Genomic DNA, 2012 nt, shown 5'->3' with positions numbered 1-2012 from the left:
TGGACTGTATGGGAGACACACGGCGGGTGCTAACGTCCGTCGTGAAAAGGGAAACAACCCAGACCCACAGCTAAGGTCCCAAATTCACTGCTAAGTGGAAAACCATGTGGAAAGGCACAGACAGCCAGGAGGTTGGCTTAGAAGCAGCCACCCTTTAAAGAAAGCGTAATAGCTCACTGGTCGAGTCGGTCTGCGGGGAAGATTTAACGGGGCTAAGCAGTGAACCGAAGCTTGGGGTGTGCATATTTATATGTACGCGGTAGAGGAGCGTTCCGTAAGCCGTTGAAGGTGGATTGAGAAGTCTGCTGGAGGTATCGGAAGTGCGAATGCTGACATGAGTAACGATAATGCGGGTGAAAAACCCGCACGCCGAAAGCCCAAGGTTTCCTTGCGCAACGTTAATCGGCGCAGGGTGAGTCGGCCCCTAAGGCGAGGACGAAAGTCGTAGTCGATGGGAAGCAGGTTAATATTCCTGCACCTCGCGTAAGTGCGATGGAGGGACGGAGAAGGTTAGGTGTACCCGGCGTTGGTTGTCCGGGGGAAAGGCGGTAGGTTTGGATCTTTGGCAAATCCGGGATCCTTTAAGACCGAGCACCGAGACGAGTCTTTAAGACGAAGTCACTGATACCACGCTTCCAGGAAAAGCTCCTAAGCTTCAGCTTACGCAGACCGTACCGTAAACCGACACAGGTGGGTAGGATGAGAATTCTCAGGCGCTTGAGAGAACTCGGGTGAAGGAACTAGGCAACATGGCACCGTAACTTCGGGAGAAGGTGCGCCCTTTTTGGTGGCTCATGCGAGCTATAGCTGAAGAGGGCCGCAGTAACCAGGCCGCTGCGACTGTTTATCAAAAACACAGCACTCTGCAAACACGAAAGTGGACGTATAGGGTGTGACGCCTGCCCGGTGCTGGAAGGTTAATTGATGGGGTCAGCCGCAAGGCGAAGCTCTTGATCGAAGCCCCAGTAAACGGCGGCCGTAACTATAACGGTCCTAAGGTAGCGAAATTCCTTGTCGGGTAAGTTCCGACCTGCACGAATGGCGTAACGACAGCGGCGCTGTCTCCACCCGAGACTCAGTGAAATTGAAATCGCTGTGAAGATGCAGCGTTCCCGTGGCAAGACGGAAAGACCCCGTGAACCTTTACTATAGCTTTACACTGAACGTTGAGTTCGTCTGTGTAGGATAGGTGGGAGGCTATGAAACTGTGGCGCTAGCTGCAGTGGAGCCATCCTTGAAATACCACCCTGTCGTGCTTGACGTTCTAACCTGGGCCCATTATCTGGGTCGGGGACCGTGTATGGTGGGTAGTTTGACTGGGGCGGTCTCCTCCTAAAGAGTAACGGAGGAGCTCGAAGGTACGCTCAGCGCGGTCGGACATCGCGCACTGTGTGCAAAGGCATAAGCGTGCTTGACTGCAAGATCGACGGATCAAGCAGGTAGGAAACTAGGACTTAGTGATCCGGTGGTTCTGTATGGAAGGGCCATCGCTCAACGGATAAAAGGTACTCCGGGGATAACAGGCTGATACCGCCCAAGAGTTCATATCGACGGCGGTGTTTGGCACCTCGATGTCGGCTCATCACATCCTGGGGCTGTAGTCGGTCCCAAGGGTATGGCTGTTCGCCATTTAAAGTGGTACGCGAGCTGGGTTCAGAACGTCGTGAGACAGTTCGGTCCCTATCTGCCATGGGCGTTGGAGATTTGAGAGGGGCTGCTCCTAGTACGAGAGGACCGGAGTGGACGAACCTCTGGTGTTCCGGTTGTCACGCCAGTGGCATTGCCGGGTAGCTATGTTCGGAAGCGATAACCGCTGAAAGCATCTAAGCGGGAAGCGCGCCTCAAGATGAGATCTCCCGGGGCACAAGCCCCCTGAAGGAACCATATAGACTATGTGGTTGATAGGTCAGGTGTGTAAGTACAGCAATGTATTGAGCTAACTGATACTAATGATCCGTGTGGCTTGACCATATAACCTCAAGTTGCCTTGGCCGACATGACATGTCGATAGA

At 53.6% G+C, this 2012-nt stretch carries 1 rRNA gene (running past one end of the window); it reads left to right on the top strand.

From position 1 onward, the window contains the following. Positions 1 to 1971, top strand: a 23S ribosomal RNA gene (locus tag ACPEH1_RS20350); it begins 1007 nt to the left of the window's first position. Positions 1972 to 2012: the final 41 nt, after the last annotated feature.

This window comes from Stenotrophomonas sp. NPDC077421 (assembly GCF_049545505.1).
GTDB classification, from domain to species: Bacteria; Pseudomonadota; Gammaproteobacteria; order Xanthomonadales; family Xanthomonadaceae; genus Stenotrophomonas; species Stenotrophomonas nematodicola.
This window is presented reverse-complemented; position numbering and strand designations above follow the sequence as displayed.